The sequence below is a fragment of the Bacillus sp. FSL M8-0277 genome (assembly GCF_037975305.1).
Lineage (GTDB): Bacteria > Bacillota > Bacilli > Bacillales > Bacillaceae > Bacillus > Bacillus pumilus.
On sequence record NZ_CP150255.1, the window covers coordinates 2,209,393 to 2,236,155 of the forward strand.

28 protein-coding genes are annotated in these 26,763 nt (G+C 42.0%); 1 reads left to right on the forward strand and 27 read right to left on the reverse strand.

The genetic code is table 11. The features are described 5' to 3' along the window. Positions 1-24 precede the first annotated feature (24 nt). The 3 genes from bcd to MKZ05_RS11055 are packed head-to-tail and all read right to left on the reverse strand — an operon-like array spanning position 25 to position 4,237. A complete protein-coding gene (bcd, locus tag MKZ05_RS11045) occupies positions 25-1,119 on the reverse strand; it encodes a branched-chain amino acid dehydrogenase (protein WP_003215658.1) in 1,095 nt (364 codons plus the stop codon). 25 nt (positions 1,120-1,144) lie between these two features. Then, positions 1,145-2,122 (reverse strand): phosphate butyryltransferase, encoded by a 978-nt coding sequence (yqiS, locus tag MKZ05_RS11050; protein WP_310024639.1) that lies wholly within the window; start codon positions 2,120-2,122, stop codon positions 1,145-1,147. 42 nt (positions 2,123-2,164) lie between these two features. Continuing rightward, positions 2,165-4,237: a sigma-54-dependent Fis family transcriptional regulator gene (locus MKZ05_RS11055; protein WP_339160125.1), complete on the reverse strand. Its 2,073-nt coding sequence runs from the start codon at positions 4,235-4,237 to the stop codon at positions 2,165-2,167. Between the two features lie 149 nt (positions 4,238-4,386). Between MKZ05_RS11055 and MKZ05_RS11060 the strand changes: the two genes are divergently transcribed. After that, on the forward strand, positions 4,387-4,623 hold the full coding sequence (locus MKZ05_RS11060) for a DUF2627 domain-containing protein (RefSeq protein WP_050943781.1): 237 nt from the start codon (positions 4,387-4,389) through the stop codon (positions 4,621-4,623). Between the two features lie 34 nt (positions 4,624-4,657). Here the strand turns inward: MKZ05_RS11060 and MKZ05_RS11065 are convergent, their stop codons facing one another. From MKZ05_RS11065 to spoIIIAA, 24 genes are all read right to left on the reverse strand, one after another. Then, the gene (locus MKZ05_RS11065; protein WP_137054993.1) at positions 4,658-5,395 is read right to left on the reverse strand and encodes a glycerophosphodiester phosphodiesterase; all 738 of its coding nucleotides are present in this window, start codon (positions 5,393-5,395) and stop codon (positions 4,658-4,660) included. A 225-nt stretch (positions 5,396-5,620) separates the two neighbouring features. Then, complete coding sequence (locus tag MKZ05_RS11070) at positions 5,621-6,721, reverse strand: Rap family tetratricopeptide repeat protein (RefSeq protein ID WP_003215741.1); 1,101 nt, start codon at positions 6,719-6,721, stop codon at positions 5,621-5,623. A gap of 456 nt (positions 6,722-7,177) precedes the next feature. Next, complete coding sequence (spo0A, locus tag MKZ05_RS11075; RefSeq protein ID WP_003215740.1) at positions 7,178-7,981, reverse strand: sporulation transcription factor Spo0A; 804 nt, start codon at positions 7,979-7,981, stop codon at positions 7,178-7,180. Positions 7,982-8,266: 285 nt separating this feature from the next. Then, positions 8,267-9,544, reverse strand: coding sequence for a SpoIVB peptidase (gene spoIVB / locus MKZ05_RS11080; protein WP_003215755.1), 1,278 nt, complete (start codon positions 9,542-9,544; stop codon positions 8,267-8,269). Between the two features lie 198 nt (positions 9,545-9,742). Further along, positions 9,743-11,479 carry a DNA repair protein RecN gene (recN, locus tag MKZ05_RS11085; RefSeq protein ID WP_339160128.1) on the reverse strand — a complete coding sequence of 579 codons (1,737 nt, stop codon included), beginning with the start codon at positions 11,477-11,479 and terminating at the stop codon, positions 9,743-9,745. Positions 11,480-11,512: 33 nt separating this feature from the next. Next, the gene (gene argR, locus MKZ05_RS11090) at positions 11,513-11,962 is read right to left on the reverse strand and encodes a transcriptional regulator ArgR (protein ID WP_003215836.1); all 450 of its coding nucleotides are present in this window, start codon (positions 11,960-11,962) and stop codon (positions 11,513-11,515) included. 159 nt (positions 11,963-12,121) lie between these two features. Beyond that, positions 12,122-12,976: a TlyA family RNA methyltransferase gene (locus MKZ05_RS11095; protein WP_137054989.1), complete on the reverse strand. Its 855-nt coding sequence runs from the start codon at positions 12,974-12,976 to the stop codon at positions 12,122-12,124. After that, complete coding sequence (gene dxs / locus MKZ05_RS11100; protein ID WP_137054988.1) at positions 12,973-14,874, reverse strand: 1-deoxy-D-xylulose-5-phosphate synthase; 1,902 nt, start codon at positions 14,872-14,874, stop codon at positions 12,973-12,975. Before dxs ends, MKZ05_RS11095 begins: the two co-directional genes overlap by 4 nt. Positions 14,875-15,024: 150 nt before the next feature. Further along, complete coding sequence (locus tag MKZ05_RS11105; protein ID WP_113387134.1) at positions 15,025-15,915, reverse strand: polyprenyl synthetase family protein; 891 nt, start codon at positions 15,913-15,915, stop codon at positions 15,025-15,027. Further along, complete coding sequence (locus tag MKZ05_RS11110; RefSeq protein WP_003215880.1) at positions 15,905-16,165, reverse strand: exodeoxyribonuclease VII small subunit; 261 nt, start codon at positions 16,163-16,165, stop codon at positions 15,905-15,907. The genes MKZ05_RS11105 and MKZ05_RS11110 overlap by 11 nt, the downstream gene beginning before the upstream one ends. Further along, positions 16,162-17,508 (reverse strand): exodeoxyribonuclease VII large subunit, encoded by a 1,347-nt coding sequence (gene xseA, locus MKZ05_RS11115; protein WP_003215822.1) that lies wholly within the window; start codon positions 17,506-17,508, stop codon positions 16,162-16,164. Before xseA ends, MKZ05_RS11110 begins: the two co-directional genes overlap by 4 nt. Before the next feature lie 70 nt (positions 17,509-17,578). Continuing rightward, complete coding sequence (gene folD, locus MKZ05_RS11120) at positions 17,579-18,430, reverse strand: bifunctional methylenetetrahydrofolate dehydrogenase/methenyltetrahydrofolate cyclohydrolase FolD (protein ID WP_003215670.1); 852 nt, start codon at positions 18,428-18,430, stop codon at positions 17,579-17,581. A gap of 11 nt (positions 18,431-18,441) precedes the next feature. Next, positions 18,442-18,837 (reverse strand): transcription antitermination factor NusB, encoded by a 396-nt coding sequence (nusB, locus tag MKZ05_RS11125; protein ID WP_003216031.1) that lies wholly within the window; start codon positions 18,835-18,837, stop codon positions 18,442-18,444. 211 nt (positions 18,838-19,048) lie between these two features. Continuing rightward, entirely contained in the window at positions 19,049-19,456 is a 408-nt protein-coding gene (locus MKZ05_RS11130) for an Asp23/Gls24 family envelope stress response protein (RefSeq protein ID WP_034620383.1), read from the reverse strand. Positions 19,457-19,481: 25 nt separating this feature from the next. Further along, entirely contained in the window at positions 19,482-20,831 is a 1,350-nt protein-coding gene (accC, locus tag MKZ05_RS11135; protein ID WP_003215702.1) for an acetyl-CoA carboxylase biotin carboxylase subunit, read from the reverse strand. A gap of 11 nt (positions 20,832-20,842) precedes the next feature. Further along, positions 20,843-21,319, reverse strand: coding sequence for an acetyl-CoA carboxylase biotin carboxyl carrier protein (gene accB / locus MKZ05_RS11140; protein ID WP_003215926.1), 477 nt, complete (start codon positions 21,317-21,319; stop codon positions 20,843-20,845). 196 nt (positions 21,320-21,515) lie between these two features. After that, positions 21,516-22,148 (reverse strand): SpoIIIAH-like family protein, encoded by a 633-nt coding sequence (locus MKZ05_RS11145; RefSeq protein WP_003216063.1) that lies wholly within the window; start codon positions 22,146-22,148, stop codon positions 21,516-21,518. Further along, complete coding sequence (gene spoIIIAG / locus MKZ05_RS11150; protein WP_268458395.1) at positions 22,148-22,819, reverse strand: stage III sporulation protein AG; 672 nt, start codon at positions 22,817-22,819, stop codon at positions 22,148-22,150. Before spoIIIAG ends, MKZ05_RS11145 begins: the two co-directional genes overlap by 1 nt. Further along, entirely contained in the window at positions 22,812-23,444 is a 633-nt protein-coding gene (spoIIIAF, locus tag MKZ05_RS11155) for a stage III sporulation protein AF (protein WP_339160135.1), read from the reverse strand. The genes spoIIIAG and spoIIIAF overlap by 8 nt, the downstream gene beginning before the upstream one ends. 14 nt (positions 23,445-23,458) lie before the next feature. Further along, on the reverse strand, positions 23,459-24,652 hold the full coding sequence (gene spoIIIAE / locus MKZ05_RS11160) for a stage III sporulation protein AE (RefSeq protein WP_003215689.1): 1,194 nt from the start codon (positions 24,650-24,652) through the stop codon (positions 23,459-23,461). A gap of 19 nt (positions 24,653-24,671) precedes the next feature. Continuing rightward, positions 24,672-25,085, reverse strand: a complete 414-nt coding sequence (spoIIIAD, locus tag MKZ05_RS11165; protein ID WP_095117840.1) for a stage III sporulation protein AD — start codon at positions 25,083-25,085, stop codon at positions 24,672-24,674. Continuing rightward, the gene (gene spoIIIAC, locus MKZ05_RS11170; protein WP_003153142.1) at positions 25,082-25,288 is read right to left on the reverse strand and encodes a stage III sporulation protein AC; all 207 of its coding nucleotides are present in this window, start codon (positions 25,286-25,288) and stop codon (positions 25,082-25,084) included. The genes spoIIIAD and spoIIIAC overlap by 4 nt, the downstream gene beginning before the upstream one ends. 19 nt (positions 25,289-25,307) lie before the next feature. Beyond that, positions 25,308-25,823 carry a stage III sporulation protein SpoIIIAB gene (spoIIIAB, locus tag MKZ05_RS11175; RefSeq protein WP_034661265.1) on the reverse strand — a complete coding sequence of 172 codons (516 nt, stop codon included), beginning with the start codon at positions 25,821-25,823 and terminating at the stop codon, positions 25,308-25,310. Further along, positions 25,817-26,740, reverse strand: a complete 924-nt coding sequence (gene spoIIIAA, locus MKZ05_RS11180) for a stage III sporulation protein AA (RefSeq protein ID WP_003215633.1) — start codon at positions 26,738-26,740, stop codon at positions 25,817-25,819. The genes spoIIIAB and spoIIIAA overlap by 7 nt, the downstream gene beginning before the upstream one ends. Between the last annotated feature and the right edge of the window lie 23 nt (positions 26,741-26,763).

A 26,763-nucleotide genomic window follows, 5' to 3' on the forward strand; every position in this document is an offset into this window, starting at 1 on the left:
CTCCGTTTCAACTCATTCTTCAAATTAGCGACGACTTAAAATATGTTGGCCATTTTGCAGGAATTGACTTCTTGATTTGCGCATTCTTTCAATTCGCTCCTCCGCCAATCGGTCTGCCGCTTTATAAGTTGGAATGGCATCACGGTTTGAAATTTCAATCACGCGTTCAATATTTTGGTAAATACCTTCTACCTTTTTCATCGCACGATCTGCATTATAGCCATAAAGCTCATCAGCAACGTTAATCACACCGCCTGCATTGATCACATAATCAGGTGCATACACAATACCCATTTCATGAATCAGATCGCCGTGATGCGTTTCTCTCAGCTGGTTATTCGCTGCACCTGCGATGACCTTTGCTTTCAGCTTAGGAATCGTTACATCATTAATCGTTGCACCAAGTGCACAAGGGGCATAAATATCACATGCTTGATCATAAATATCGTCAGGATCTACAGCTTTTGCGCCAAAGTCTTCTACAGCTCGTTTTACAGAGTCTTTGTTGATATCTGTGACAATTAGCTGTGCGCCTTCTTCGTGCAGATGTTTACACAAATTGTAGGCGACATTCCCAACACCTTGGACTGCAATCGTTTTTCCTTCTAGTGAGTCGGTTCCAAATGCAGCTTTGGCAGCAGCTTTCATCCCTTTATATACACCGTAAGCCGTAACAGGAGACGGGTTTCCGGATGAACCAAATGCAGGAGAAATACCTGTCACAAAGTCTGTTTCTTCATGAATCAGATCCATGTCTTCTACCGTTGTACCGACATCCTCCGCTGTGATATAGCGGCCATTTAATCCTTGTATGTAGCGTCCAAACGCACGGAACATTTCTTCATTTTTATCTTTTCTCGGGTCACCGATGATGACTGTTTTCCCGCCGCCAAGATTCAGGCCTGCTGCTGCGTTTTTATAAGTCATGCCTCTTGCTAGACGAAGTGCATCTTCGATTGCTGCTTCTTCGTTTTCATACGTCCACATTCTTGTCCCGCCTAGTGCTGGGCCAAGCGTTGTATCATGAATGGCAATAATCGCTTTTAAGCCAGATTGTTCATCCTGACAAAATACAAGCTGCTCATAATCGTATCGTTCCATATATTTAAAAAGTTCCATTGTTTATTCCTCCTATGACTTTCGCTTAATTTGATGTACAGATGGCAAGTGCAATTGAATAAAGCTTACTTTCGGCTGTATCCGACCGGCTTGTTAAAGCAATCGGTGCCTTCGCTCCTGCCACCACAGCTCCCACCTTTGCATGTGCAAAGTAGATGAGAGATTTATAAAGAATGTTCCCTGCTTCAATCGTTGGCACAAGCAAAATATCTGCATGACCGGCGACATCACTCGTAATATTTTTATGAGAAGCTGCTGTTTGAGAAATGGCATTGTCTAATGCCAGAGGCCCGTCAATGAGGCAGCCAGAAATTTGACCTCGCCTATTCATTTGCGCCAGGCTTGCCGCTGTCAAAGTGGAATCCATTGACGGGTTCACGACCTCTACCGCAGATAACACTGCCACCTTTGGCATGTCATTTCCGACAGCTTGCGCTACTTGAACAGCATTGATCGTAATCTCTTTGAACATGTTTAAATCGGGCGCGATGTTCATCCCAGAATCTGTGACATAAATAAACCGATCAAAGCCCGGCACTTCGAATGCCGCGACATGTGATAGTACACTCGCCGTCCGCAGCCCGTACTCTTTATTCAGCACCGCTTTTAATAGAACGGCTGTCGTAACATGCCCCTTCATCAATATATCTGCATGCTTCTCACTCACTGCCTGCACGGCAATTTTGGCTGATTCTTCAGGAGAATCCGAATGAATAATATCTATCCAGTCTTCATTGATCTCATGCTGTTTCACCAGCTCCTTCAGGTTGCGCTTGTTCCCAACCAGCAGGAAGCGAGCGACCTTTCGTTCAATTGCCATCTTGATGGCATGAAGCACTTCTTCGTCTTCTGCATGAGCCACAGCAGCAGTTTTATTCTGCAACTGGGCGGCTTTCATAATCAGATCGTCAAGCTTCATATATGCCCACCTTTCCTTATGCTCGGGTTCATGGTTTTTATATGCAAGTTCTATGCCAGCTTGAAACGCAGCGAAATAAGGCATTTCGCATGAAATACATGCAGCTTTTTGCAGGTAACGTGCATTTTATTGCATGCTATCTTTTGCAAGTTGATATTTATCCATTTTATAGTAAAGATTCCGAATGCTAATCCCTAACGTTTTCGCTGTTTTCGTGCGGTTGAATTGATGCTTTTCAAGGGTTTGTTTAATGAGCTGCGCTTCAAACGCTTCAACAGCATCCGAAAGGGTCTCTCCCTCAAATTGACTGACAGCCAGTTCCTGCTGCTCTTTTTCTTCCTGCTCTTCTGATTCCATGAAGGAAATATGATCTTCATCGATCCATTCTTCTTGCGGATTCAAAAAGATCATGGCTCGTCCAAGGACATTTTCCAGTTCTCTTACGTTCCCAGGCCAGCTGTAGGATCGAAGTCTATCGAGCGCCCCTTCCGTTAAGCCGCTCACATTTCGACCATAGTCTAAATTGATTTTCTGAATAAGGCGTTTACTTAAGGAGTCAATATCTTCAAGTCGCTGCCTTAGTGGCGGAATCGAAATCGGATATCTGTTCATCCGATAATATAAGTCCTCTCTGAACTTCCCTTCTGCCATCGCTTTTTCAATATTGACATTTGTTGCGGTAATCACACGCACATCAACTGGTATCGCTTTTGTTCCGCCTACTCTAACAATTTCTTTCTCCTGCATCACGCGTAATAATTTCGCTTGTGTACTTGGCGTCATTTCACCAATTTCATCTAAAAAGATGCTGCCGTGATTCGCTTCTTCAAACAGCCCTTTCTTCCCGCCGCGCCTCGCACCAGAAAATGCGCCTTCCTCATAGCCAAAAAGCTCTGACTCTAAAAGAGTTTCTGATAAGGCAGCACAGTTGACTCTTACAAAGCGATTATATTTCCGGTCACTTTCATTGTGTATAGCGTGTGCAAATAGCTCTTTCCCAGTACCTGATTCTCCCCTAAGTAAAATGGTGGCTGGGGTTTTAGCCCCTAGCTTTGCCTGCTCAAGCGCCACAAGCATTTGCTCACTTTCTCCAATAATGTCTTCAAAAGTGTACTTTGCTTCAAGTGTCCGGATGAGCTGTCTTGCTTTATTTAATTCATTCGTGAGTGATTGAATTTCTGATACGTCATGAATGACGCCGACGCTGCCTTTTAAAATACCATCAACGATCACTGGCGCTACGTTGACGATCACATCCTTCTTATTAGGTCCGACTTTCATTCTGACGCCTCGAACCGGCCTTCTTGTTTCAAGCACCTTCAAATGCATGCTTTCCCCTTCAGAAATATCCGCACCTGCTGGTTTGCCCACAACCTCTTTGTCTGTTAACCCCGTCATTTTCGTGTAAGCTCGGTTGATTAAAATTCCTTTCCCTTGCTCATCTACGACGGATATCGCTTCATCTGATGATTGAATGATGGCCTCAAGCATTGTGCGCACTTCTTTCAGGTTTGTGACTTCTTCCGCAAGCTCCACTGCATCTGTAATATCTTTAAAAATGGATAGAGCGCCTAGCATTCTTCCTGCGTCATCAATAATCGGCAAACGCGTTGTGACAATTTGTATTTGCTGATTCAGAAATTGTTTTTGATGAAATTCTGGCTCCCTCGATCTTAAAATATCGGGGAGTTTTGTATTTGGGATCACTTCACGTATGTGCCGGCCAATCGCATCTTTTTGCGAACGTCCAACCATTTTGGCAGCCGATCGATTAAACAGAACAACTTCTTCATCCATATTAATAAAAATCATGCCATCGTTCGTTGCATTAAAAATGCGGTCATGTTTATAGGTTTGTTCCTTTAATATTTGTATAAGCTGATGCTTTTCTGACATTAATTCTGATATGACGTATGCCATCGAACTTGGAACAATGACAGACTGCTCTGCTTTTTCTTCCATCAGTTCTTTCAGCACAGATGAACTGCCCGTTGTTTCAATGATGATATCAATGTCATCTTTTATGTATTCTTTCCAATCCGTTGTCGTATCAATTCCATTCTTTTTCGCTTCTACCATCCCCGGTGCCTCAAGATCAAGGTCGGCGATTGCAACGATTTGAATCATATTTGTTTTCAGCAATGTTTCAAGCAAAGCTGATCCACCCTGTCCAGCACCGACAATCAAGACTCTCTGCATCCCGTTACCCCTTTATATGAAAAAATTTGCACACCATATTTTTCCGTTGCAAAAAATTGCACAACTCTTATATTACCACGTTTTCCTTTCTTGACAAAATATTTTTTGAATTAGACAATGGAAGTAAATGACGTTTAAGGGGACATTTGATGGGGAGAATACTTGCATTAGTGATTATTTTAATACCTGGGGCGCTTGCTGCACTTGGAATTAAGCTTTTGCGTGACACTGTTTTCGGTATCATCATTGCACCATTTCCATTTTTATGGCTGCAAGGAATTGCAGGGTTGTTTTTTTTAGGGGGAGGTCTTTACGTAGTCGCTGGCTTTATTTTATATAGAGACCGCAAACGAAATAAAGTGACCACCCGCTTTAAACAGAGATAAACATGAAAAAAGACCCGCTGTTGATCGCAGGTCTTTATTTCATTTCTTCTCTTATTTTGACGGCTCTATCAGGAAAATCAGTGAAAATTCCGTCGACACCTAAGGAAAACATGCTTTTCATTTGCTTTTCACTGTTTACTGTAAATGGTCTGATCACTTGCTGGGCGGCATGGAGAGCCGATACGACTTCTTTTGTTACCCCTGCGCCCTTTATATTCGGGTGATAACCTCTTGCAGGTACTGTTTTTATATACATCTCTGGCTGATGAATGACATCCATTGTGAGAACAGCAAGCTCAACATGCGGCATCAGCTTGTGAAAAAGAGCTAAACTGCCGTGATGAAACGATGAGACAAGTACACGATCTTCTATTTGAAAGTGTTCAATTTGCTCCTTTACCTTCTCTTCAATACCAGGATATCGATAAATGGAGTTTTTCAGTTCAATATTGATGATGAGTGATGATTGCTGCGTGACGAGCTCCAATACTTCCTCCAAAAGAGGAATGGATACAGCACCGGTTTCTTCATAAAAAGAATGACTCGCATCTCCTGCTTTTAACTCTTCATATGTATAGTCTTTCACTAAGCCTTTCATATTCGTTGTTCTATTCAGCTTCTCATCGTGAATGACAGCAAGCCTGCCATCTTTCGTCAGCTGAACATCCAGCTCAATTCCGTCAGCTCCAGAATGGAGTGCATGCTCAAAGGCTATCATGGTATTTTCAGGGTAGATTCCTTTAAAACCTCTGTGTGCAAAAATTTTCGTCATAGGTCACCTCTAAGTATGATGCTTCCTTTCATTATGACGTGTCTCTTTTCGTTTTTCCAGTTTAAGCACATAAAAAAACCTCTTCTGATTCGTACGAAGAGGTTCTGTATAAATTCGATCACGTAATCGCTCTGATGGCTTGCTCTGTCGTCTCTGCGTCAAGAGCAAAAAGGGAAGAAACAACTGCGACTGCTGTAACGACGGTTAAACCTAACAACAACTTTTTCATAAGATAACCTCCACTTTCTTTTGAAGTATTTGTGCATCGAATTTCTTTTCAAGAAAACGAATGGCGTTTTGATAATCATTTCGTTCCTTGAAGTATTTCGATATTTGTTCAGACAAATCCTCAAGCTCCACATATAATCTATTTTTTTCTATGTAGTCTAATTTTTCAGAGAATACGTCTGCTGCTCCACTATTTTCGCACATTAAATCTAAAATTTCAAATTTTACTATATATTCATTATTTTGGATATCGCAGCTATACTGAATGCCCTCTTTAATATATTCTTTCGCCACTTGATCTCCTAGATGAACCAAGGCATTTGCCAGAACATATAAAGATTGGATGTAATAATGGCTATTGTCACGGTGCATTTGAATGCCCATCCCTTTTTTGGCATATTGTGCGCTTTTTTCGTAATCATGCTTCGCATAATAAAGAACGGCTAAATTGTGATAGCATTTCCCAATCAGCACTTCATTGTTAATGCGTTTACTTTTCTCAAGTGCTTCTTGGTATTTTTCCTCCGCTTCGTCAAATTGGATCAAATCGATACAATTACTTGCATGTAAAATCAAGCTGTCAATCGCCTGCGCTGTATATTCTTCATGCGCTTTGAACGTATCGATGGCTTTTTTAATATGATTAATGGATATGAAATTTTGTTTCAGTTCGTAATAGATTGAAGCAACCTTATGATGAAAAGTCCCTACTTCAAGGTCCTCATTCACACGTTTTAGACGCTGTTCTGCAATTTTGTAAAAGCTGATGGCTTCATCATACTTTTTCACATATGCAGCATATTGGCCTTTGTAAAAGTAAAAATAAAAATTAATAATGTCATCTGCTTTCTCATCGAGCGTTCCGACACTCTTCATAATGTGATTGGCTTTTTCAATATTTCCAAGTAACATTTCATGTCGGCCATTCACAAGCTGATAATACAGGAGAACTTCGCGGTCTTCATCTGTATTTTTTAGCAAATTCTGAATTTTCTCTTTATAGATAGCAGATTTTTCTAGGTCATTTTGAGAAATGACCCTCGTCCACTTGCTAATTTCGTTCGCTACCTCAGCAGAGTGGATTTTCAGCTTTCCCATAACCTCACCCTCTTCTTTTCATTATTATAGCATAGTAAAAGAATGTGAAAATTATTAAATTCGACAATGGGAATATTCAGTTCAAATGGCACAATCTCTAAGAAGCCAGTGACTTTAAAACGCCAACCAATCAGGTCAATAGAAATAGAACTTTCGATCTCATTTGCTTTATTTACCAAATCCATCAGACCTTTTCCTCTCATCCTTTTTCTTAAGAATGAGCGTTTCCTTCTTCTATTTTGAAGACCAAACAATTGATTGGCGTAGCTGATTACCACTAATTTATGTCATACCCATTTCTTTCATGCTTTATTGTTCATTTTATTCTGAAAATAAATCAAGCTGAGTTGTTTAAATGAGACAATAAGATGATTGTATCAATACAACCAATTTTTGACAATATTTTTCAAAATAAAAAAACGTCTCTTTGAAGAAACGTTTTTTTATGAAAATGAACTAGCTTGCTCTATGCTCTAAGCGCAGACGATCAGCCACCATTGCGATAAATTCAGAATTGGTTGGTTTTGCTTTAGACATGCTGACTGTATAACCAAAGAGTGAGGAAATGGAATCAATGTTTCCTCTGCTCCAAGCCACTTCAATCGCATGACGAATCGCTCGTTCTACTCTGCTCGCGGTCGTGTTAAATTTCTTCGCGATGTCTGGATACAACACTTTTGTGATGCTTCCGAGAAGCTCGATGTCATTGTACACCATCGAAATGGCTTCTCTTAAGTATAAGTAACCTTTAATATGAGCCGGGACGCCAATCTCATGAATAATCGTTGTAATGCTCGCATCTAAGTTTCTGCGTTTCGGTTCAGGTTTGTTTCGAAGGACACTGTTTTGGATAGATGAAGATCGATGGGTGACTTGTGTGCCGTTTCCACTGACTTGACGAATATGACCGACTAGGTTTTCCATATCAAATGGCTTTAAGATGAAATAAGATGCGCCTAGATCAACTGCTTTTTTCGTGACATCTTCTTGTCCAAACGCCGTTAGCATAATCACACTTGGCTGTTTGGTCATGTCATTGTTTTCACGGAGGCGTTCCAGTACAGCAAGACCGTCTAAATGAGGCATGATAATATCTAAGAGGAGAACGTCGGGCTCTTTATCTTTAAATAATGTTAGACATTCCTGACCATTATACGCCACGCCAAGTACTTCCATATCTTCCTGTCCCTCAATATACTCTGTCAAAAGGCCAACAAGCTCTCGATTGTCATCAGCTACACACACTTTAATTTTCTCCACGTTCTTTCCTCCCCAATGTCGATTCCTTTAGTCTTTTGCATTTCTCTTCTGAGTGTTCAATTCGACAAAAGCATGCTATCCCCTTTAAAAAACTTTAATTTTCCGAATAATAGAGCATTATCTAGCTTTTTCTACGTTTTTCTTAACGAATCGACGATTATTGCAATTTGACAACATACCATTTTCCATTTTGTCGAAAAATCTCTTTTTCCTTATTTTATAACATGATGGCAGAGAAAGAAAGGGAAGAAAAAAACTGCCGGAAGATTCGCGGCAGTTTGATGATCAGCTTGCTTTTTTGTTTTTTTGATAAAGATCGATGCCTGCTTCTGACAGCATCCATTCAATGTGTACGCCGTAGCCGCTTGTCGGGTCATTGACGAAAACGTGCGTGACCGCCCCGATGACTTTTCCGTTTTGGATGATAGGGCTTCCGCTCATACCTTGGACGATACCGCCCGTTTTACTTAAAAGACGCTCATCTGTTACCTTCAATACCATCCCTTTTGTTGCCGGGAATTTCTGCGGAGTCGTGCTGACGATTTTAATATCAAACTTTTCCACTTTATCATGATCCACAACGGTTAAAATTTCTGCTGGACCTTCTTTTACTTCATTTGATAAAGCGACTGGAAGCGGTTTGTCTGATACATGATTTTCAAGCTTTTCGGTTAACGTACCAAAGATACCAAATGGGCTGTTGCGGGATATATCCCCTATCGTTTTTCGTTCGGAAGAGAATCTTGCCAATTTTTCTCCAGGATTGCCTCCTGTGCCTTTTTCAATCGATGTTACGGTTGATCTGACAATTTCACCATTGTCGACAACAATTGGTTTTTTTGTATCCATGTCAGAAATGACATGCCCTAGGGCACCATATTTTTTAGAAGATGGTTCAAAGAAGGTCATCGTGCCGATCCCTGCTGCGGAATCTCGAATGTAAAGACCAATTCGATAGGTGCCTTCACTTGCATCTTTTGCGGGTGTTAATGTTGTTTGAAAGGTTTTATGGTCTCTTTTTATGAGTAAACGAAGCGTTTCACCTGTTTTCCCTGCTTTTTGGATAAATGGGGTGAGGTCATTCATTTTCTCCATCTTTTGACCATTGATTTCAATGATCATATCCCCTGATTGAATGCCTGCGGCTTCGCCTGGTGATTTTTTGCCGTCTGCTGTTGTGATTTGATGAAAACCTACAACGAGAACTCCTACAGAGTGGAGCTTGACGCCAATGGATTGTCCTCCAGGAACGACTTTTAATTCAGGGAGAACGTCGACTTTTGTTTTCTTAATAGGGAATCCTTTAAAATCATAAACAATTTCGGCTTTTCCCGCCTTTTGTCCTGTTACTTCAAGCTGATTCTTTTTCTCTGAAAGACTAAAGGCTTGTGAAGAAGCATTGGCTGACGCTTCTATTGATGTGTCAATTGAGTGCTTCTGTTTTTCAAATACAGCAACATTTGTTGGAATGCTGATGTATTCCTTCACTATGCTCATAAACCCTGTACTTATTAAAGAAACAAGGAGAATCACACCAATGGCTTTTCTCATCTTTTCGGGCATTCATTTTTCACTCTCCTCGCTCCTTACCCACACCAGAACACTCATGTTTTGGCTACATCTTTACTTTTGCCTTCTTCGCTTTGATTTATAACCGGCAGCTATAGAAAATGATTGGATAAATTGATAAAAGAAAAAGACGATTTCGTGGGTATATACAGCGATTTTGACACAATATAAAAAAGGCAGCTGGTTTTTCAGCTACCCTGTTGTTTTGACATCATTTGCTTGATGTAGCAACTCTTTTGCGTGCTGTTTTGTCAGTTCAGTGACTTCCACACCCGCAATCATCCTGCCAATTTCACTCACTTTTTCTTCATGACTTAATGGTTTGACGCTTGTCAGTGTTCTGCCTGCTTTAGAGCGTTTAGAAATGAAGAGGTGCGTGTCAGCCATTGCTGCTACTTGCGGGAGGTGCGTAATGCAGAGTACTTGTGAGCCAGCCGCCACTTTGTAAATTTTTTCGGCAATCGCCTGTGCAACTCTGCCGCTTACGCCCGTATCGACCTCATCGAAAATAATGGAAGTGACTTCTTGTTTGGCTGAGAAGATACTTTTCACGGCGAGCATAACACGTGAAATTTCTCCACCCGAGGCAACTTTTGATAAAGATTTCATCGGTTCGCCAGGATTAGTAGAAATCACAAATTGAGCTTGGTCGATTCCGTTTTTTCCAAGCTGGACGGGCTTTCCATCTAGCAGCGGATGATCCGTGCTGCTAAAAGGCGCATACCGAATGGAAAAGGATGTATCAAACGTTGACTTCTCCATATACAAATCCTTTAGTTCTGTTTGAATTTGCTTCGCTAGCTTTTTGGCCCATTTTTTACGAAGCTCCGAAACGTTAAGTGCTTCAAGCAGGGCGTCACGGCTCATTGCATCCAGTTTGTTTTTAAGCGTCTGCAAGTGACTGTCTCGATTTTGAATTTGATCGATTTCTTCTTCAATCTTCGCCGCATACTCCAAAATTTCCTCAACCGTTGTCCCGTACTTTCGTTTTAACTGCTTCATTTCATTCAGCCTAGACTCAATAAAATCAAGTCGTGCTGGGTCGAACTCTAATTGATCCAGCATGCTTCGCATTTGGAACGTCGAATCCTCTAATAAATAGTAAGAGTTCGACACTTGTTCGGATAGCTTTTTCAGATCGTCGTTGATCTCAGAAACCTGCTCGAGCTCGCTTGATGACATGCCAACCCAATCAAGTCCCCCCTGCTCATTGCGCAAGGCATTATAGGCGTTTTGGAGTGAGGAAAAGATTTTTTCGTAGTTGCTGATCTGATGGCGCTCTTCTTGAAGCTTCTCATCTTCTCCCGGCTCTAATTGTGCCGCTTCAATCTCTTCTAGCTGAAATTGCAGTAAATCTAACCGGTGCACCATTTCCTGCTCATTCTCAGAGAGCTGTTTTAGCTTTTGGGCTGTCTTTGTATATTGCTCATATGCTTCTTGATACTGTGACAGAGCAGGTGCAATTTCTTCTGCTCCAAATTGATCGAGTAAATGCAGATGATTTTCATCCTCCATCAATAACTGGTTATCGTGCTGTCCATGTATATCGAGCAAAAGGCGTCCTACTTCGCGTAAAAGTGAGATTGTAACGAGCTTGCCATTGATGCGGCATATGCTTTTCCCGTTATTGTTCATATCACGGCGAAGAATCATCATTTCATCCGTTGCGTCAATTCCCTGCTCTTCGCATAAAGCAAATACAGGGTGGTCAGCTGCTGGTACAAGAAAAAGCCCCTCCAGCTCAGCCTTTTTCTCACCATAACGAACAAATTCAGACGACCCTCTACCTCCCACAAGAAGTGAGACAGCATCAATCATGATGGATTTCCCTGCACCTGTTTCCCCTGTTAGGACTGTGAGTCCTTTTTCAAATGAAACTGTTAACTCTTCAATGATTGCAAAGTTTTTAATGGTTAGTTCTGCTAACACTCATTTGACACCTCTTTTTGTAAACCTGATTCTTTATAGAAGCTCTAAAATTTTGCTTGAAACTGTTTCCGTATCATCTGGAGTGCGGCAAATGATCAAAATGGTGTCATCTCCGCAAATGGTTCCCATGATTTCTTCCCAATCTAAATTATCCATTAAAGCCCCAATCGCCTGTGCATTACCCGGCATGGTTTTGAGGACGATTAAATGACTGGCAGCATCCATTTTAATAAATGCATCCATTAAGGATCGCTTTAGTTTAGACAGCGGATTAAACCGCTGATCCGCTGGAAGGCTGTATTTATATGTTCCATTGTTCGTTGGCACTTTCACTAAATGCAATTCTTTAATATCTCTTGAAACGGTCGCTTGTGTAATGTTATATCCATCGGATTTTAAAATATCGACTAGTTCATCTTGTGTTTCAATCTCTTGGCTCGCGATGATTTCTCTAATCTTAATATGCCTTTGACCTTTATTCATTTTTGATCCCCCTAGGCGTTTGATCTCAGTTTGTCTTTACGTTCTATGTTATATGAACCACAGTTCAAAAAACAAGCATTACGTGAGAAACGGCCAATTCTCATCTTTTGACCATGTAAAAAGGAATAATAGCGAGCTATTATTCCTTTTGTTTCAATCTCATGTGTCAGCCGGCTCAGGACTGTTTTTCTTTTCTTTCAATACAGAATGGGCTTCCTTGACGATCTTTTCAAGCTCTGAAACCTGAAGTGCCGCATTCTCTTCTTGATCGGGATGAAGCACTAAATGGAGAAGGAACTCAATATTCCCGTCTCCGCCAGTAATAGGCGAAAATGATACATCCTTCACATCATAGCCTTCTTTTGCAGCAAATTCATTCATCTCTTCGAGTACACCAAGGTGGACCGATGGATCTCGCACGATGCCTTTTTTCCCAACAAGCTCTCTGCCTGCTTCAAATTGAGGCTTGACGAGTGCAATACAGTCTCCGCCCGGGACAAGAATGTGCTTTAAAGCCGGAAGGATGAGTTTAAGTGAAATAAAAGAGACATCAATTGACGCTACTTCTGGCAATCCTTCAGTAAAATCTGCTGGGACGGAATGACGGAAATTGGTGCGCTCCATGACGATTACCCTGTCATCCTGCCTTAATTTCCACGCAAGCTGATTGTAGCCAACATCTACAGCATATGATTTGACTGCTCCATTTTGAAGCGCACAATCTGTAAATCCACCTGTTGATGAACCAATATCAATTAGCAATTTCCCTTCAACGGTTAAGTCGAATTCTTTTAGCGCTTTTTCCAGCTTTAATCCGCCGCGGCTCACATATTTCAGAGGGTTCCCTTTCACAGTGAGCGGTGTATCACGAGCGATTTTCTCTCCTGGTTTATCCAAACGGTTTTCATTTGAGTAAACGATCCCTGCCATAATGGCACGCTTTGCTTTCTCTCTCGTTTCCATTAGTCCTTGTTCGACTAATAAAACGTCAAGTCGTTCTTTCTTTGATGTCATGATCCAATTCCTTTTCTTGGTGCTGCGGGAAGCAGGTCACGTAAAGTGTCAGCAACCTGTGCTTTCGTCAAACCAATTTCTTCAAGCAGGGCATCAACACTTCCATGCTCAATAAATTCATCTGGAATGCCCATACGTTCTACTTTTATATGAGATGCTTTCTTATCGTGTATATATTCTAAGACGCTGCTGCCAAATCCGCCTTGGAGCACAGCTTCTTCAATCGTTAAAATTGGAATATCTTCAGAAAGAATGTCATTTAACATCGCTTCATCAAGAGGCTTAATAAAACGAGCATTGACAACACGAACCGATTTCCCTTCTTTTTGAAGTTCTTCTGCAGCTTGGAGCGCCATTTTAATTGTCGTACCAAATGTTAAAATCACAGCATCCTTCCCCGGACGAAGAACCTCCCAGGACCCAATCGGAATGGTTTTCAGCTGTTCATCCATTTTGACACCTAGCCCATTACCGCGCGGGAAGCGCATAGCAATAGGACCGTCATCATACTGAATGGCTGTATTGACCATGTGCTGTCCTTCATTTTCATCTTTTGGCATCATGAGCACCATATTCGGCATATGACGCATAAAGGCAATATCAAACACACCTTGATGGGTTTCTCCATCTGCACCGACAAGTCCCGCACGGTCAATGCCAATAAATACGTTAAGGTTCTGACGGCAAATATCGTGTAGCACTTGGTCATAGGCTCTTTGCAGGAACGTTGAATAAATCGCTAAAAATGGCTTCATGTCCTGCGTCGCAAGCCCAGCTGCCATTGTGGCTGCATGCTGCTCTGCTATTCCTACATCAAACATCCGCTCTGGAAATTCCTTCGCAAAGCCTTCAAGCTTTGAACCAACAGGCATCGCAGGCGTGATCGCAACAATCCGCTCATCTTCCCGCGCCAGCTTTCTGACCGTTTCACTAACGAGACCACTCCAAGACGGAGCTGCTGCTGCCGGTTTTACAAAATCACCTGTATCAATTTTGTATGGACCTGTACCGTGCCAAGTCCCGATTTTATCGGATTCTGCCGGCTGATAGCCTTTTCCTTTTTTCGTGATGACATGCAGAAGAACCGGACCTTTTGTTTTCTTTGCATATTCAAGATTTTCAAAAAGATCTTCATACGAATGTCCATCGACAGGACCTAAGTAGGTAAATCCCATTTCCTCAAAGAACATGCCAGATACAAGTAGATATTTGAGGCTGTCTTTGATACGCTCTGCTGTGGCAGCAAGCTTTCCACCTACAGCTGGAATGCGCTTGAATAAATATTCAAGCTCGTCCTTTACCCATTGGTATTTGCCAGCTGTACGTAATCTGCCAAGCATTGTGTGAATCGCACCGACGTTTGGTGCAATACTCATTTCATTGTCGTTTAATATGACAATCATATCTTTCTTTTCATCACCGATATGATTCAAAGCTTCTAGCGCCATACCTCCGGTTAGTGCACCGTCTCCGATAATCGGCAGGATATATTCATCTGTCCCTTTGATATCACGCGCTGCCGCCATACCCATCGCGCCAGATAACGAGGTTGAACTGTGACCTGTCTCCCACACATCATGCTCGCTTTCATTTCGTTTAGGAAAACCGCAAAGCCCTTTATATTGACGAAGTGTATCAAACTCCGCCCCTCTTCCCGTTAACAGCTTATGAACGTACGACTGATGTCCAACATCCCAGAGGAATTTGTCTTTTGGGCTGTCAAATACTTTATGAAGCGCAACAGTCAGTTCAACGACTCCTAGGTTCGGACCGATATGCCCACCAGAGTTAGCTAAGGACTCAATTAAAAACATGCGAATGTCAGCGCTAAGCTCCTCTAATTCTGCATTTGACATTCCTTTTAGAAACGTTGGATTTTTTATTGATAAAAGATCCAATTAGGATCAACTCGCTTTCAACAAAATTTCTATATACATCTATAATGCCTCATTCCTTTGAAAACCAATAGGGAATAAGAGTTGTCTCATCATAATAAACTGTTTACAGTTTACCACAATTGCTCGAGGACCCTCAAATCTAGGCTGTTTTTAATGATCTCTTGAGGCAATTAGATCACATAAATCATGCAACAATTGCTGCTCTAATTGAAGATTTGAGACAATTTCTTTTGCACGTGTGATGTGCTCATGCAGCTTTTCTTTTGCTCCTGAAAGCGTTAATAAAGAAGGATATGTCGACTTTTCATTTGCTGTATCAGAGCCGACCCGTTTTCCGATTTTTTCTTCGCTTCCTTCGAGATCTAAAATATCATCACGGATTTGAAACGCAATGCCAATATGATAGCTAAATTCCCTTAGCTTTTCGATATCGTCATCTGATGCTCCTGCTAGCATTGCACCTGCTGCGACGCTGAACGTAAGGAGTTTTCCTGTTTTACGGGCGTGAATGGATTCTAGTTCAGCAAGCGATACTTGCTTTTGCTCTGCTTCCATGTCGTCAAATTGACCGCCAACCATTCCTAGAGCACCTGCTGACTTTACAAGCTCATCCACAATTCTGAGCTTTTTGTCAGCAGAGACGCTGCTAGACAGCTGAGATGTAATCAGGCGGAAGCTTTCTGTTAAAAGGGCATCACCTGCGAGAACCGCTGTTGCTTCTCCGTACACTTTATGATTTGTCGGTTTTCCTCTGCGAAGGTCATCGTCGTCCATGCAAGGAAGGTCATCATGTATCAATGAATACGTATGAATCATCTCAACCGCACAGCCGACAGGTATACCGTCTTCTTCGTTTTTACCGTAGGCATTTAGAAGAGCAAGAACGAGAACAGGTCGAAGCCTTTTCCCGCCCGCTTTAAGAGAATAGAGCATAGAAGATTTCAGGTCTTCAGGAATCGTCAATTCCTGAACATATGTAAATAAATTATCTTCAATGGTCTGTTTTCGTGTTGTTAAAAATTCATTTAAATTACTTGTCACCAGCATCGGCCTCCTTCACTGAGAAGGGAGCTAGCTCACCGTCCTCTTTTAAAATGAAATCCATTTGCTTTTCAACATGCTGTAATTTTTCATGACAAAGCTTCGAAAGGGTCATCCCTTCTTGGAAATAATGAATGGCCTGCTCAAGTGGTACATCTCCTTCTTCGAGCTTTCCCACAATCTCCTCAAGACCTTTCATCGCCTCTTCAAATGTCATTTGTTCTTCTTTTTGTTTATTGGATTCTGTCATGTTGATTGCCCCTCCTTTTCAATAACCTCACAAATCAGACGTCCATCCTTCATCGTGATGGTCAGCTGATCCTGCGTCTCTACTTGGTTCACACTTTTTATTAGTTCATCTTCTTTATAGGCTAAGCTATAGCCTCTTTCCATCACTTGAAGTGGATTTAATGCATTTAGTTTACCAAGAACCGATTGGAACTGCGAATGAATTGTTTTCATTTGCACATTCATACTGCGAATGAGCTGTTCTGTTTCATTGGCGTGGCGTTTTTTCGCTTGAAGCAGCTGCTCTTTAGGATGAAGCGGCTTCAGCCTGTATGTCTGGCGGTCTAGCTGACTGCGTTTTAGCTCAATTTGCCTCGATAGCTGTTTTTGAAAACGGTCAAATACCAAATCGAATTGCTGCTCTTTTTGCTCCTGTAATCGTTTTGGAAAACGGAAGGCATAAGAGGATTGCAGCGCCACAAGACGATCCTTCGCTTGTGAGGTTCGATTCTTTACCGCTCTTGTTAGCCGTATATCGATTGATTTGATTCGTTCAATTAAATCGGTCGTGCTTGGAACAGCAAGTTCGGCTGCTCCTGTTGGTGTGGGTGCTCTCATATCTGCAGTGAAATCACTGATCGTAAAGTCTGTTTCGTGTCCAACTGCAGATATGATTGGAATGTCTGATGCGAAGATGGCTCTTGCGACAGCTTCTTCATTAAAAGCCCAAAGCTCTTCAATCGAACCGCCTCCTCTTCCGACAATCAAGACATCACAGAGCTGTTTTTCATTCGCTTCCTTAATTCGCTCTACGATGGAACGGGTCGCATGCTCACCTTGAACGAGCGCCGGAAGCACAATGATTTTCGCCTGCTGATAGCGCCGATTAATGGTCGTAATGACATCTCGAACAGCCGCTCCTGTTGGAGACGTAATGACACCAACAACCTCTGGATATTCAGGGATTGGCTTTTTATAGCGCGCATCAAATAAGCCTTCACTTGCTAGCTTTTTCTTCAGCTCTTCATAAGCGAGATGAAGAGCACCAACACCATCAGGCTGCATTTCTTTTGCATATAATTGATAGTTGCCGCTTGGTTCATAGACTTGAATTCCGCCGCGTACAAACACCTTCATTCCACTCTTAGGTGAAAAAGGCAGCTTCGCCGCAGAGCGCTGAAACATGACAGCTTGCATGCGTGCGTTTTCGTCTTTTAAGGTGAAGTACACATGTCCTCTTGAATGAATCTTGACATTGGATAGCTCACCTTTGATCCAAATATCTTCTAAATGCGGATCAACATCAAATTTTCTTTTTATGTATTTTGTAAGGGCTGTGACCGTCACAAAGGCTTTTTCACTCATGACGTATTCCTCCTCTTCAAAAACGCACATTCATCCACCAGCAGCATGCAGGTGGATGAATGGATAAAGCTTATGCTAATGTACGTTTTGCTGATTTAACCGTATTATGTGCAAGCATCGTAATCGTCATTGGACCGACTCCGCCAGGGACTGGTGTGATATAAGAAGCTTTTTCTTTTGCCTCTTCAAAATCAACATCTCCAACAAGCTTTCCATTATCCAACCGATTGACGCCTACATCGATCACAATAGCGCCTTCTTTAATTTGGTCAGCTTTAATAAAGTTTGCTCGACCGACGGCAACAACTAAAATATCCGCTTTCAACGTATGTTCTGAAATATTCGCTGTTCTTGAATGGCAATAAGTAACCGTTGCGTTTTCGTTTAACAGTAATTGTCCTACTGGTTTACCGACAATATTGCTACGTCCGACAACAACGACTTCTTTTCCAGAAAGACTGACGCCCGTTTTATTTAGTAATTCAACAATGCCTGCTGGTGTGCATGGAAGGAATGTGTCTTCCCCAAGGAGCATTTTCCCGATATTCAATGGATGGAAACCATCAACATCTTTTTCAGGCGAAATACGTTCAATCACGGCTTTTTCAGAAATATGTTTTGGCAGTGGAAGCTGAACAAGAATCCCGTGGAATTGATCGTTCGCATTGTACTGATCAATCAGCTGAAGCAATGCTTCTTCTGTTAAAGAAGCATCTAAATGATCTAGCTGGAAATGCATCCCCATTGCTTCTGCTGCTTTTTTCTTCCCGCGTACGTAAGAAAGTGAAGCCGGATCATCACCGATTAGAATAACGGCAAGACCAGGTGTGACACCTTTTTGTTTTAGCTCTTCTACTTCTTTTGCTAATTGCTCACGCTTTTCTTTTGCTGTTTCTTTCCCATCGATGATTGTTGCTGTCATGTCGAATCCTCCTATTGCTGCTTTAGGTCGTTTTTAATGTTTGAAAGTACTCCATTTACAAATTTCGATGCTTTATCGTCACCGAATAATTTGGCCAGTTCAATCGCTTCATTCATTGAGACACTAACCGGGATATCTTCTTGATACACCATCTCGTACACAGACAGCCTTAAAATGGCTCTGTCTACGTTTGCAATACGATCGAGTTTCCAATTCACTAGATGCTGTGAAATCATGTCATCGAGCTTGTCCTTTTGTTCAAGCACACCGAAAACCAGCTCCTCGAAAAAAGGATCTGATTCTTGTTCATCCAGCGCATGTGTAATGGCCTCTTTCGGATCAATATTGCTCACATCAATTTGAAATAATGTTTGTAGCGCCTTTTCTCTTGCAGTTCTTCTTTTCATTATTTACTCCTTTAACCACTTTATCCGCTTGTCGTTAAGCCATACAGAGATCATAACATATTTTGACCGTGGTCGCACCAAGATCCATGCGAGCTGTGACGAAAAACGAATCAATCAACGTGTGAGATCTTTATTATTCGGAAATGACCCAAAAATGGGCTTTAAAAAACCAAAGAGGCAATGCCTCCTTGGTTTCACTTGAACTCTTTTTTTACATTTCTTGATCTACTTCAGCCTCAGATGCTTTAGTATCAAATTGAATACCAACGACATGAATATTGATTTCATTAATCGTTAAAGCAGTCATGTTCAAAAGAGTTTGACGGATATTTTCTTGTACAGCAGTGGATACCTTTGGAATGGATAGGCCAAATTCAACCACACAATATACATCGATTGTGATGCCTTCATCAGAGACATCTACTTTCACACCTTTACGGTGATTTTTCTTACCAAAGCGTTCTGCTACATCAGCAGCGAAATTGCCGCGCATTTCGGCAATGCCTTCGACTTCTGAAGCGGCGATCCCAGCAATGACCTCAATCACTTCTGGTGCAATTTGCACTTTTCCCAATTGATCTTCATCAAGGTTCATTTCAAGCAAATTGTTTTCTGACACGATCATTCACCTCCGAAAGCTGTGATTATTTCATGATTTGGTATGTTTCTAAAAACTTCGTATTAAAATTACCACTCACAAATGTTTCATGCTCAAGCAATCTTAGATGGAATGGGATCGTTGTGTAGACTCCTTCAATGACGAATTCTTGAAGCGAGCGTTTCATTCTCGCAATCGCTTCTTCTCTCGTCTTACCATATGTGATCACCTTTGCAATCATACTATCGTAATATGGCGGAATCACATAGCCCGGATAAGCGGCAGAATCAACACGTACTCCTAGACCGCCTGGCGGAAGATACATTTTAATTTCACCAGCTGAAGGCATGAAATTTTTCTCTGGGTTCTCTGCATTAATACGGCATTCGATTGCCCATCCTTCATATACGACATCCTCTTGTGTAAGAGAAAGCTTCTCACCTGATGCGACTTTAATTTGTTCTTTGATCAAGTCAACACCTGTGACCATTTCTGTTACAGGATGCTCTACTTGAATACGGGTATTCATTTCCATGAAGTAGAACTTCTCTTCATTATAATCATAAATGAATTCGACTGTTCCAGCACCAGTGTATTCAACAGCTTCTGCAGCTTTTACGGCTGCTTCACCCATTTGCTCACGGATGTCTGCATTCAGCGCTGGTGATGGCGTTTCTTCAAGAAGCTTTTGCATTCTTCTTTGAATCGAGCAATCACGCTCTCCTAAATGAATGGTATTGCCATGCTGATCTGCAAGCACTTGGATTTCCACGTGTCTAAAGTCTTCAATGAACTTTTCTAAATAGACGCCAGGGTTACCAAAGTTTTGCGCTGCTTCCTGCTGCGTGATGGTGACACCGTTAATAAGCTCTTCTTCGGTACGAGCCACACGGATTCCTTTACCACCGCCGCCGGCAGTTGCTTTTATAATCACAGGATACCCAATACTTGCTGCTGTTGAAACAGCATCATCAAGATCTTTTACAATTCCTTGGGAACCAGGAACAATCGGAACGCCAGCATCTTTCATTGTTTCCCTTGCGACATCTTTCGTTCCCATTTTGGAAATCGCTGACGCAGTTGGCCCAACAAAGATGACATTGCATTCCTCGCAAAGCTCTGCGAAGTCTGCATTTTCAGCAAGGAAGCCGTATCCTGGATGGATGGCATCTGTCCCTGTTAATTTGGCTACACTAACAATATTCGTGACATTTAAATAACTATCTTTTGAAGCAGTCGGTCCGATGCAATATGCTTCATCAGCCATTTGAACATGAAGCGCATCGCGATCCGCTTCAGAAAATACCGCAACTGTTTCAATTCCAAGCTCTTTACAAGCGCGGATAATTCTAACTGCGATTTCTCCTCTGTTTGCAATTAATAGCTTTTTAATCATGATCGTACTCCTTACTCTGCTTTCACTAGAAAGAGGGGTTGTCCGAATTCTACAAGCTGACCGTTCTCAGCTAATACTTCGACGATTTCACCTTTTACTTCTGCTTCGATTTCATTAAACAGTTTCATCGCTTCTACGATGCACACAACTGTGTTTTCCTTCACCTTAGAACCTGATGTCACATATGGATCTGCTTCTGGTGAAGATGAAGCATAAAATGTGCCAACCATTGGGGATGTGATTTTATGCAGATTTTCAGACGCAGCTGCCTCTTGTGCAGGGGCTTCGGTCTGAGCTGGAGCTTGTGCTTTAGGAGCTTGTTGAGCTGGAGCTGCTTGGACAGGAGCCACTGGTGCCGCTACTTGCTGAACGACTTCTTTATTTTTCTTCAGTTTGATTTTTGCACCTTCGTTTTCGTACGTAAATTCATCAATTGTTGATTCGTCAATTAATTTAATCAGTTCATGAATTTCTTCAATTTTTAACATGGATTTGCACCCCTATGTATGGATTTATCTTTTTCTTTATAGGCTAGTACTAAAAGTACATACTATAACCATCTTACAGGAGGATTTCATTGAATTCAACTACTATTGTGGCGAAGTGCTTTGCGAGAGCACCTTGGAGAGGGCGCCAAACCGCATCAAAAAACGCCCTTTACGGCAAAGGGCGCCTGTTCATTTTTTATTCATTGGAGGGCTCAAAAGTGACCGCTACGTTATCAAGACCTCTCATTTCTTTTGTGACCATATCAATAATATCGGCCGCTTGGGACTTTGACTTTTTGTCAGAACGAACTGTGATGCTCACTTTATCTCCCTCTGCACTCACTAGCGCATCTTTATAACCTTTTGTTTTAATTAAGGTTTCGAGCTGACGCTCCGTTCCTTCTGCTTCACTAAGCGCTGTCATTTGGTCATACGCTTCGCTTTTTTCTTGTGCTGTTGCATCATCACTGGATACGATTTCGTTGAACTCTTCACGCTGTTTGCTTCGTTTATCTTCAAGCTCTAATCTGTATGTTGTAAAAAGCTCATCGTCTGTTTGCTCTGACACAGCCTTTCCTTCTTCACCGCTTGTTTCGATATCCTCTTGTTTACCATTTGTTTCTTTGTCAGTGGACTTCTCATCAGCGCCTTTTTCCGTTCCTTTGTCCATCCCTTTTTCTGGTTCAGTCTTCTTCTCTTCCGTTCCTTTTGATTTCATCTCTTCTACTGTCACTGCATTTTCACCTTGTGGAGACATGATATAGTACACACTTAAGACGACAACTAAACTTAGCATCGTTAATAGCCAAACCGTTTGTTTTTTTAACATCATTCCGAATCCTCCTTGATTTTTTTAGGGGCAACAGCCACTCTATGGCTCGGTACGTCAAGCACTCGTGTAACCGCTTCAATGATGGTTTTCTTTATTTGAACGTTGTCTACTCCTTGAGCAACAACGAGAACACCTCGAATATCTGGTTTTTTCGTTTGCACTATGACTGGCGTTTCTTCATTGCCATTTTTGATGATGACGATTTCTTCTTCCTTTGTTTGATCGGTGACACTTCGCACGCCGCCTTCTTTATCTGTTTCTTCGGTCGTTGTGCTTTTATTGGATTTGTTTTTTTCAAACACTTTTAAAGAAGTTGCGTCTACATTGACCACAATCGATACATCCTCAACGCCAATAATGGTCTCTAAAATTTCTTTCAGCTGATTTTCGTATTCTTGCTCCACATCTTCAATCGAATTCTTTGATTTACTTGACGATGCCGGCTTGAATACCTCCTGCTCTTGTGAGGTTGTTTTTTTAGAAGCAGGAACAGCAGCTTGTTCTTTGCTTGATGACGGTGACAAGATCTGACTGACTAACATGAAAGATACGCCGATGATGAATACAAGCAGCAAGTAATGGTGCTTCGTTAATTTTGGTTTCCCTTCACCTTTTTCAGGCGGCTGCAAGAATGATTTCAGCTTTTGTTTCCAGTCCTTGTTATTCATGATCTGCTGCGTCACCTCCCTCAATGTTCAGCGCAATGTGCTCAGGACTCGTATTCCAAACATCAGCAAGCGTCTCTTTCACCCTCTTGATCTCTTTGCTAGAAGATCCAGCGCTTTCCTCCTTTTGCCTGGAGAGATCAATATCCACCTTTGCCACCGTTTCTACAGCATCACCTGTGAGCGGGGAAAGAACTGCTTTGATGCGAAATTGATCCGCCTCCATATTCTGATCCAGGTGCTTTTCATCTGCCAGCACTTCTACGTGTTTCATTTCATAGCTCTCCTTCTCCAGTGGCTCCTTTGCGCTTTTTTCTAGTTGGACAGCCATTTGCTTTAAAATATATGCACGCTGAGAGGCTTGTATTTCTTTTTTTTCTAAATTCATCTGATTTTTTATTTCTTCTGACTGTGCTTCTTCCTTCCCCTTCATCAATTCTGAGAAAATTTGGTCAGGGTCTGCCCGAAATAAAGCAAAAATCGGATTGAGCATCACCACAATCAACAGGAGGCTGACGACCATTTTGGCATATTTTTGCATGCTTGAATTGGGAAGCAGAAGATCAATGACAATCGCAAATAAGATAAAGAGAATAATACTTGTGATCCATTCCGTGAGAAAACTCAAAAGGTGTCCCCTCCTTACTTCATCATCATGGTCAGGTTGCCAGCAGTGATAATGACGGTAATGCTTAAAAAGAACATGAGCGACACGACAGCAAGTGCAGCAAAGATATAAAGCACACTTTTTGAAATGACATCAAGGCAGCTGATAATCGGTCCGCCTCCTAATGGCTGAAGAATGGCTGCGGCAAGCTTATATATAAGGGCTAGCGAGAGCACTTTGATCGCAGGGAAAGCGGCAATTGAAATGAGAATAGCAACGCCAACAAGTCCGACCGTATTTTTAAGTAATACAGAGGCACTGATGACGGTATCCGTCGCATCTGTAAACATTCTGCCAAGGACGGGGATGAAATTTCCGGTAATAAATTTGGCTGTACGAAGTGCGATACCATCCGTAACCGCAGCAGATGCACCTTGCACAGAAATGACGCCAAGAAAGACAGTTAAAAAAACGGCTAACCCGCCTATCGCCACATTTCTTAACAGCTGGGCAAGCTGGGTAACCTTGTATTGTTCAGTCAGCGTACTGACAATGCTCAATATCGCTGATAAAAAAATAAGCGGAAGAACGACATATTGAATAAAAACGCCGCTCGTATTCATTAAAAATAAGATAACAGGATGAAAGAATCCGGCTGAGACAAGCCCGCCTGATGAAGCAATCAGTGCTAATAACAGAGGAATAAGAGCAAGAATAAAACTGGTCATCGTTTGAATCGCTTCTGTTGCATAAGAAATCGCCACATGAAAGCTGTTGAGTGCAATAATGATCAGCACCATATAAACAAGTGCGTATGCGACTTTACTGACAGTGCTTTGTTCAAATGCATTCTGCAAAAGCTGTAAAAGCGAACAAAAGATGGTGAGTAAAATCAGTGTACCAAGGAGCTTTCCGTTTGCGATGACCTCGTGAAAAAGATAATGAACAAAGGCTTTCAGCCATGTCTGGGGAGACAGCTCTTTATCGCCATCAATCATTTCCTTCACTGTTCCTTTTTGGCTTTCTGGCAGAAAGCCGCCATACTCGTCCAATATGGTTTCCCAAAAATCACTAATGGAATGAAGCTCAAGTGCATCAGCCTGTCCAGTTGCCACTTCTTCTGCTGCTGGTGCTTCATTTGATAACGGCTCTTTTTCTTCTGCACCTGCGTGCGGAGCGAACAGCCAGAAGAAAAGCATCAGTCCCATAACAGCTGTCACCCGTTTCATTGTCATCACCTCTTTTCAATTAAGTCATGGACGGGATCATACCTAAGATGGTCTCAATGATGACTGTTAAAATGGGGACTGCCATGACCAAGATGAGAATTTTGCCGCCAAGCTCTATTTTTGATGCAATGGCGCCTTGTCCAGCATCTTTTGTCAGCTGGGCGCCGAATTCCGCAATATAGGCAATGCCGATAATTTTTAAAATGGTTTCAACATACTTCATATTGACGCCGGCACTTGCCGCAATTTTTTCTATCATCGAAATAATGGCATAGATTTGATCTATTAAATAAAGAAAGATCACACACCCTGTAAATACAACAAGCATAAAGGCGAAGGTTGGCTTTTGTTCTTTGACGATTAATGCTAAAAAAGTAGCGATTAAACCAAGTCCAACAATTTGTATGATGTCGATTTGTAAGCCCTCCCCTATCCTTGAAATAGAAATACGGCTTTAATCTTTTTAAACAAATCATCTACAATGGTTGCCACCATAAACAAAATGTAGATAAACCCAAGCAGCGTGACCCACTGAGCGTACTCCTTTTTCCCCATTTGATCTAAAATCGTATGGAGGAATGCCACAACGATGCCTACTCCCGCAATTTGAAAAATGACGTTTACATCAACGCCCATGCTCTCGACTCCCTTCCTCTCACATCAATAAAAGAATCAGTAGTAATCCGCTTAAAAATCCGAGGCTTCTGACCATTTTTTCATTTTTGGCTTGGGCGATTTCAGCTTCCTTCTCCTCCGATTCCAAATGACCTAAAGCAAGCTTGATATATTTTTGCTGAGACGTGACATCATGCTGGCCAAGTGTTTCTCCAAAGTGCTTCAGTGCCTCATATTCGCCTTTTTTTAAGACGGTTTTTTTCCAAACATCCTCAAGACTCTCGTTCCATGCATGCCGTGCGGAAAAGGTTCCGACTTTCAGCTTTTCTGCAAATTGTTCAAATAACCGATTCACAGGAGGACCTACTTGCGACGCAATTTGCTCTGCTGCACGCGCTAGCGGTGTTTGACCATACATAATTTCAGCTTCAAGAGACTGGAGCGCAAACCGGAGCTGCCGAATTTGTTTCGGCCGGTCGCTATATCTTTTGGCAAACTCGAACCCTCCCCAAGTCGTAGCCGCGACAATCAAGATAGCGCCAATGAGCTTTAACATACGTCCACTCCCCGCCTCCATTTCATCTCTTGTCCGCCTTGGTCATATATCCGCCCGATCGTGCCGGGACCGTCCTTGCGATTTAATTCAACATAACGTTCAAACACTCGAAGCTCCCATAACGGCTTCAATGATGGACGTTTATACACATTTTCAAGTGAATAGCCATGAACGGAAACGATAATGGTGACTCCGGCATGAATCGCTTCTAAAAGTGCCTGCACATCCTCGCTTTTTCCGATTTCATCGACGATCATGACCTCTGGACTCATAGACCGAATCATCATCATCAAGCCCTCAGCCTTTGGACATGCATCGAGCACGTCAACCCGGTGTCCAAACTGGTGCTGCGGCACCCCTCTTATACACCCAGCGATTTCTGAACGCTCATCTATAATGCCTGTTTTTTTAGGAGGAATTGCTTTTGTGCCTGTGCTAGCCAGTCTTGCTATATCCCGCAACAATGTCGTTTTCCCTGTTTGCGGTGGACCGATGATCAGTGTATTGCACCAGTGCTCGTCATATAAATAGGGAAGAAAGGGAAGCGCAATCCCGACTTTTTCTTTTGCGATGCGGATATTAAATGAAGAGATATCTCTTAATCCTTTGACAATGCCGTTTTCAACGATTACCTTTCCTGCAAGTCCCACCCGGTGTCCGCCTGAAATGGTGATGTAGCCTTGCTTTAGCTCTTCTTCAAGTGTGTACATACTATAATTGCTCAGCCTGCCTAATAGCTGAGACGCATCTTCTCCTGTTGTGTGATAAGAAAGAAAGCGCGGTTTTCCTCTTTGCATTAATTCAATAGGACGATCCGTGCGAATGCGGATTTCTTCTATTTGATCCCATTCTGCTTCTTTTAGCAGTCTAAGTTCTTGTCCAATCGAGTGCGGGAGAATATCCAACAAACTCCGCAACGAATTCCCCTCCTTTTTTTCTT